This window comes from Rhodococcus sp. NCIMB 12038, assembly GCF_002165735.1.
In the GTDB taxonomy this organism is placed as follows: domain Bacteria; phylum Actinomycetota; class Actinomycetes; order Mycobacteriales; family Mycobacteriaceae; genus Rhodococcus_F.
Genome location: NZ_NHML01000042.1, coordinates 48,243 through 54,764 on the forward strand (window position 1 = coordinate 48,243; position 6,522 = coordinate 54,764).

The window sequence follows — 6,522 nt, forward strand, 5'->3', positions numbered from 1 at the left end:
ACAGATTTCGCCGCGGACTTCAAGATTGGTTCCACGGCACGAACTCCTCGCTCACCGCACACAGAAAGGAGCCCGTCATGCCGATCGCCGACCCTCACTCAGCCGTCGAAACGACGGCCCGAACATCGGTGGCCCCACCGGTGCCGGACAGCTCGACCGCGAACTTCGTCACGGCCATGGGCGCCGTCGCGACCGGAGTCACCGTCGTCGCGACCGACGGTCCCGGCGGGCGGGCCGCGCAGACCGTGAGCGCGATGTGCTCCGTCTCGGCCGACCCGGCGCTGGTGCTGGTCTGCCTCCACGGACGGAGCCCCGTCAACGACGCGATCTCGGCGAACGGCGTCTTCTGCGTCAATGTGCTTGCCACCCAGCATGATCACGTCGCCGACACGTTCGCGGGCCGTCCGTGGCCCGGCAAGCAGCGGTGGGACTTCACCTGCGGGCACTGGACCGTGGCCGAATCCGGTTCACCGCGCGTCCACGACGCGATCGCGTCGTTCGACTGCGCCGTCCACGAGGTCATCGACGCCGGTACACACCGCGTCTACATCGGACGAGTCGCGGCCGTGGAGGCGCACCCCGGGGAACCGCTCGTCTACGCCGCCCATGCCTACAGCAAGCCCGCAGCATTCGAACCCTCCACCTTTCCCGACTACCCGGACGCACACCCCGCGCCGAGGACCAGGAGCACGAAATGATCCGCACCGGAGACGAATACCGGGAGTCCATCAGGGACGGCCGCGAGGTCTGGGTCGACGGGGAACGCGTCAAGGACGTCGCCGACCATCCCATGTTCAAGCCGATCGTCGACGTCCGGGCACGCATCTACGACCTCGCGCACGACGAGGCCACGCAGGACGCGATGACCTACGTCGACCCCGACTCCGGTGAACGCAACGCCATAGCCAACAAGCTGCCCCGCACCCAGCAGGACTGGCTCGACAAGCGCGCCGCCGTCGATCTGGTGCTCGAGGACACCCGAGGTGTGGTCACCCGCGTCGGGGACGAGACCATCGGTGAGATGTGGTCGCTGTTCGACGGGCAGGACGTCCTCAACGAGGTGGATCCTCGCTTCTCGGAGAACATCCGCCGCCATCTCGAGCGTTCGGTCCGGGAGGATCCGTTCCACGTGTCGGCGAACACCGACCCCAAGGGCGACCGGTCCAAGGCCCCGCAGGACCAGGACCCCGACATGCTCCTGCACGTCGTGAAGGAGACCGACAACGGCATCGTCGTGCGCGGCGCGAAGTACGAGACCGCCGCCGCGTATTCCAACCAGGCGTTCACCAAGCCGACCATCGCGAACTGGGGCAACAGTGAATTGTCCGACTACGCCGTCGGATTCGTGCTCGACATGGGTGCGCCGGGGCTGAAGTACATCTCCCGCAACGGGTTCGCCGGCCGTGCACCCGCCGCCGACTACCCGCTCGCCAACCGGGTCGACGAGGTCGAGTCGCTCGTCGTGTTCGACAACGTCGAGATCCCCTGGGAAGACGTGCTGTTCTACCGGCACACGCGGGCGGCGACGTTCATCCGCTCCACCCTGCACCGCTACAGCGCGTTCCCGTTCGTGCAGCGCACCCTGCACCTCGCCGACCTGATGATCGGCTCGGCACTGTGGAACGTCAAGCAGAGCGGGCTCGAGAAGCAGCAGGCCGTGCAGGAGAAGCTCGCCCAGCTGGCCTGCTACCGGGAGACGATCAACGCGCACCTCACCGCCGCGATCTCGCTGACCGAGCCCAGCCCCGGCGGTCTGCTCATGCCCAACCAGTCCCTGCTCTACACCGGCCGGGTGATGGCGCTCAGCCAGCTGCCCGCGATGATGCACATCGCCCGCGAACTGTGCGGCGGCCAGATCTGCATCACCCCGGACGCCGCCACGTTCGCCGACCCGGACGTCGCGCCGTGGCTGGAGAAGTTCTACTCGATCAACGACAACTGGGTGGCCGACGACCGTCGCAAACTCCTCGCGTTCGCCCGTGACCTGCTCAACAGCGACTACGCCGGACATCGGCTGACGTTCCAGCTCTTCGCCCAGTCGCCGCCGTTCGCGCAGCTCGCCGCGGTGTACCGCAACTTCGACTTCGACGGGCCGCTCGGGCTGGTCAAGGCCGCGGCGGGACTGTCCGACAACGTCGACGGAGGTGCGGCATGACCACCCACACCCGCATCCGACCGTTCAACACCCGCGAGACGTACCCGGAGCAGAACCTCGACAACGATCTCGCGCAGGCCGTCGTCGCCGGCGGCGTCGTGTACCTCCGCGGGCAGATCGGCCAGGACCTCGACACGAGGGAGTCCGTCGGAATCGGCGACGTCGAGGCCCAGGCCGAGAAGGCGATGACGAACATCGCGATGCTGCTGAAGGAATCGGGCAGCCGCCTGGAAGACGTCGTCAAGGTCACCATCTATTTGGTCGACGTCCGGTACCGGGAGACCGTCTACCGAGTGGTCGGGCGCTGGCTGAAGGGGGTGCACCCGGTGTCCACCGGCATCGTCGTCGACGCCCTGGCCCGGCCCGAATGGCTCGTCGAGATCGACGCGACGGCCGTGATCAGCTCATGACGTTCTCACTCGTCGCCCGTGATCCCGCAGGCGCGTTCGGGATGGTCGTCTGCTCCTCGAGCCCCGCCGTGGCGTCGCGCTGCCTGCACGTGCGGTCCGGTGTCGGTGTCGTCGCCTCTCAGAACGTCACCAATCCGCAGCTGGGACCGATCGGGCTCGACGCGCTCGCGTCGGGTGAGAACGCGGAGACCGCGCTGAAATCGGCTCTCGCGCAGGAGAGGTTTCCGGAGTACCGGCAGATCGTCGTCGTGGATGCGGACGGCGGAACCGCGGTGCACTCGGGAGCGCAGACGCTGGGCATCCACAGCAGCGCGGAGGGCAGCGGCGCCGCCGTCGCAGGCAACATGCTCCGCGACGAGGGCGTCATCCGGTCGCTGCTGTTCGGCTATGTGTCGAGCACGGCCCCGACGTTCGAGGCCCGGTTGCTCGACGGTCTCACCGCCGCCGTCACCGCCGGCGGCGAGGCCGGGCCCGTGCACTCCGCCGGAATGCAGGTGGTCGAGGACGTGCCGTGGGCCGTCACCGATCTGCGTGTCGACTGGCACGACGACCCGGTCGGCGAACTGCGCCGGCTGTGGACGGTGTGGGAACCGCAGAAGCGGGACTACCGGGTGCGGGGTGTCGATCCGACGGCCGCCCCGTCCTACGGCGTGCCGGGTGACCTGTGACCGCCGGCGCCGCGATTCGTGACGGGGCCAGGCGCGCCGAAGACCGGATCCTGGCTCTGTCGCACGACCTGCACGCCCACCCGGAGGTCGCGTGGGAGGAGGAACGCTCGTGCGTCCGGGTCGCCGGGGTGCTCTCGGACGCCGGTTTCACGGTGGAGCAGCAGTACGGCGGGCTGCCCACCGCGTTCCGCGCGCACGTCGGCACCGGGCCGCTGCACCTCGCGGTGTGTGCGGAGTACGACGCGCTCCCCGGACTCGGGCACGCGTGCGGGCACAACGTCATCTCCGCCATCTCGGTGGGGACGGCGTTGGCCCTCGCGCCGCTCGTCGACGACCTCGGCATCACCCTGTCGGTGCTCGGCACCCCTGCCGAGGAGGGCGGGGGCGGCAAGATCGACATGCTGAAACGCGGGGCGTTCGAGGGCGTCCACGCCGCCGTCATGGCTCACCCCGGGCCGGTCGACGTCGCCCGCGCCGAGCCGTACGCGGTGTCCCACAGCCACATCCGCTACGACGGCAAGGCCGCGCACGCCGCGGCCTATCCGGAGCGTGGGGTCAACGCTGCCGACGCGTTCACCGTCGCGCAGGTCGCCATCGGGCTGCTCCGGCAACAGCTTCCGGCGAGCACCCGCGTCCACGGGATGATGACCCGCGGGGGCGAGGCGCCCAACGCCATTCCCCAGCGCACCGAGGGCCGCTGGTACGTGCGCGCCGAGACCCTGGACGAGCTGGCCCGCATCGAACCCCGGGTCGCCCGCTGCTTCGAGGCCGGCGCCGTCGCCACCGGCTGTGAACTGACCATCGCCCCGGAGAGCGAACCGTATTCGGAGTTCCGCACCGACGAAGCGCTGCTCGCGTCGTACGTCCGGAACGCGGAGGGGCTGGGCCGGGTGTTCCGCACCGGCGCCGACTCGCTGATGAACCGGGCGTCCACCGACATGGGCAACGTCTCGCAGGTGCTCCCCGCGATCCACCCCTACATCGGCATCGACTCGGCACCCGCCGTCAACCATCAGGCCGAATTCGCCGCGGCCAGCGCCGCGCCCGCCGCCGACCGGGCCGCCGTCGACGGCGCCCTCGCGCTGGCCCTGACCCTGCACGACGCGGCGACCGACCCCGGTCTCCGCACCCACCTGCTCGCCTAGCCACCCGAAGGAAAACCGATGTCCCGCATCGCCCAGCCAGTCCGCACACGCGTCGAACACGATCTGCTGGGGGAGCGGGACGTCCCGCTCGACGCCCACTACGGCATCCACACCCTGCGGGCGCTCGAGAACTTCACCATCACGGGCACCCCGATCGGCCGCTACCCGGAGTTGGTGGCGGCCCTGGCGTGCGTCAAGCAGTCGGCCGCGGTCGCGAATCGGCGCCTCGGGTTGCTCGACGAGCGCCGCGCGGACGCCGTCGTCGCCGCCTGCGAACAAATCCGCGGCGGCGCGCTGCACGACCAGTTCGTCGTCGACGTGATCCAGGGCGGGGCGGGCACGTCGACCAACATGAACGCCAACGAGGTGATCGCCAACCGCGGTCTCGAACTGCTCGGGCACCGGCCCGGCGACTACATGTTCCTGCATCCCCTCGAACACGTGAACCTGAGCCAGAGCACCAACGACGTGTACCCCACCGCCCTGAAGGTGGCGCTGCAGTTCGCGATTCGCCGACTGCGGGCCGCGATGGACGGACTCGCGGAAGCGTTCTCCGCGAAGGCCGCCGAGTTCACCGACCACCTGAAGATGGGACGCACCCAGCTGCAGGACGCCGTCCCCATGACCCTCGGGCAGGAGTTCGGGGCGTTCGCGGTGATGGTCCGGGAAGATGCCGAACGGCTCGAAGAAGCCGCGCTGCTCGTCGCCGAGATCAACCTCGGCGGCACCGCCATCGGCACCGGAATCAACGCCCACCCCGACTACGCCCGGCTCGTGTGCGAGGAACTGCGCGCCGTCAGCGGACTGCCGCTCACGACCGCAACGGACCTCGTCGAGGCCACCCAGGACGTCGGCTCCTTCGTCCAGCTGTCGGGGGTGCTCAAACGCACCGCGGTGAAGTTGTCGAAGATGTGCAACGACCTGCGGCTGCTGTCGTCGGGACCCCGCGTCGGGCTCGGCGAGATCAATCTCCCTGCGGTGCAGGCCGGGTCGTCCATCATGCCGGGCAAGGTCAACCCCGTCATCCCGGAGGTCGTCAACCAGGTGGCGTTCGAGGTCATCGGCAACGACGTCACCATCACCCTCGCCGCGGAAGGCGGCCAGTTGCAGCTGAACGCGTTCGAGCCGATCATCGCGCACAGCCTGTTCGCGTCGCTCAGCCACCTGGCCGCGGCCTGCGAGGCCCTCTCGTCCCGCTGCGTCGTCGGGATCACCGCCAACGTCGCGCACATGCGCGCCGGGGTGGAACGGTCGATCGGGCTGGTCACGGCGCTCAGCCCCCACATCGGCTACGAGGCCGCCACCCGGCTGGCGGCGGACGCTCTCGACTCGGACCGCAGCGTCACCGAACTGGTCCTCGAGCGCGGACTCCTCAGCGCCGAGGAGCTGGAAGGGATTATGCGCCTTCGGCGCCCGTGAGTACTTATCAACCGCCCGACGTTAAGAAGTACTCACGGGTGCCGGAGGCGCAAAGAACTCCAGCGCAATGTTGTCGGGGTCGCGGAACGAGATTCCGGACCCGTAGTGCGCCGTCTTGATGCCCCCGTGCTCGATGCCGAGTGCGTCGAGCCGCTCCACCCAACCGGGCAGTGCGTCGGGGGAACAACCGAACGCGATGTGGTCGAGCCCGACCCGCCGTTCGTCGAACCGCGCAGGGGCGCCGCTGTCGGGATGGGTGTGCAGGCCGAAGAGCATGCCGCCGTCGAGGGCGAACACCGTGTGGTGGAACGTGCCCGATTCCTCGTCCTCGTCGAGGACGGGAGCCGAACCGAACAATGCTGTGTACCAGGCGGTGCTGGCCGCCAGGTCGGACACGGTGATCGCGACGTGGGTGAGGCCCGGGAAACTGGACATCGGCGACTACTCTCTGCTCCGGTGAACGCGGGTGTGTTTCGACCCTAACGAGCCGCCGCGGTCCCGTGGTGGACAACGGCGAAACCCTGCCCGACCGGCCGGCCACGCAGACCGCCCGATCCTGTAACAGGATCGGGCGGTCTGCGTTCGGCGTCTAGTACTACAGTCGCGTTTATTTTGATCTTGTCGGCGTGTTGGTGCCGGTTCCGATGAGTTGAGGGGTCATCGTCTGCGTGTGGACGATGATGTGTGCGTGGCCGAGGTGCGGGTGTGGGCGGAGGGGCTCGCGG

Annotated in this window: 7 protein-coding genes; 6 read left to right on the forward strand and 1 reads right to left on the reverse strand. The window is 69.0% G+C overall.

Going from position 1 to position 6,522, the window contains the following annotated elements:
* Nucleotides 1–77 precede the first annotated feature (77 nt).
* The 6 genes from CA951_RS38605 to CA951_RS38630 are packed head-to-tail and all read left to right on the forward strand — an operon-like array spanning nt 78 to nt 5,797.
* A complete protein-coding gene (locus tag CA951_RS38605) occupies nt 78–698 on the forward strand; it encodes a flavin reductase family protein (RefSeq protein WP_087561889.1) in 621 nt (206 codons plus the stop codon).
* Nucleotides 695–2,155 (forward strand): 4-hydroxyphenylacetate 3-hydroxylase family protein, encoded by a 1,461-nt coding sequence (locus CA951_RS38610; protein WP_087561890.1) that lies wholly within the window; start codon nt 695–697, stop codon nt 2,153–2,155. Before CA951_RS38605 ends, CA951_RS38610 begins: the two co-directional genes overlap by 4 nt.
* Complete coding sequence (locus tag CA951_RS38615; RefSeq protein WP_087561891.1) at nt 2,152–2,565, forward strand: RidA family protein; 414 nt, start codon at nt 2,152–2,154, stop codon at nt 2,563–2,565. Before CA951_RS38610 ends, CA951_RS38615 begins: the two co-directional genes overlap by 4 nt.
* Nucleotides 2,562–3,233, forward strand: coding sequence for a DUF1028 domain-containing protein (locus CA951_RS38620; RefSeq protein WP_087561892.1), 672 nt, complete (start codon nt 2,562–2,564; stop codon nt 3,231–3,233). The genes CA951_RS38615 and CA951_RS38620 overlap by 4 nt, the downstream gene beginning before the upstream one ends.
* Nucleotides 3,230–4,378 carry a M20 family metallopeptidase gene (locus CA951_RS38625; RefSeq protein WP_087561893.1) on the forward strand — a complete coding sequence of 383 codons (1,149 nt, stop codon included), beginning with the start codon at nt 3,230–3,232 and terminating at the stop codon, nt 4,376–4,378. Before CA951_RS38620 ends, CA951_RS38625 begins: the two co-directional genes overlap by 4 nt.
* 18 nt (nt 4,379–4,396) lie before the next feature.
* Nucleotides 4,397–5,797, forward strand: a complete 1,401-nt coding sequence (locus CA951_RS38630) for an aspartate ammonia-lyase (RefSeq protein WP_087561894.1) — start codon at nt 4,397–4,399, stop codon at nt 5,795–5,797.
* 21 nt (nt 5,798–5,818) lie between these two features.
* On the opposite strand, the gene CA951_RS38635 is transcribed toward CA951_RS38630, so the two are convergent.
* Entirely contained in the window at nt 5,819–6,232 is a 414-nt protein-coding gene (locus CA951_RS38635; protein WP_087561895.1) for a VOC family protein, read from the reverse strand.
* Nucleotides 6,233–6,522 lie beyond the last annotated feature (290 nt).

Excerpts from the sequence above, each read along its gene's own strand:
- CA951_RS38605 (WP_087561889.1), top strand. The coding sequence starts at position 78 with ATGCCGATCGCCGACCCTCACTCAGCCGTCGAAACGACGGCCCGAACA.
- CA951_RS38610 (WP_087561890.1), top strand. The coding sequence starts at position 695 with ATGATCCGCACCGGAGACGAATACCGGGAGTCCATCAGGGACGGCCGC.
- CA951_RS38615 (WP_087561891.1), top strand. The coding sequence starts at position 2,152 with ATGACCACCCACACCCGCATCCGACCGTTCAACACCCGCGAGACGTAC.
- CA951_RS38620 (WP_087561892.1), top strand. The coding sequence starts at position 2,562 with ATGACGTTCTCACTCGTCGCCCGTGATCCCGCAGGCGCGTTCGGGATG.
- CA951_RS38630 (WP_087561894.1), top strand. The coding sequence starts at position 4,397 with ATGTCCCGCATCGCCCAGCCAGTCCGCACACGCGTCGAACACGATCTG.
- CA951_RS38635 (WP_087561895.1), bottom strand. The coding sequence starts at position 6,232 with ATGTCCAGTTTCCCGGGCCTCACCCACGTCGCGATCACCGTGTCCGAC.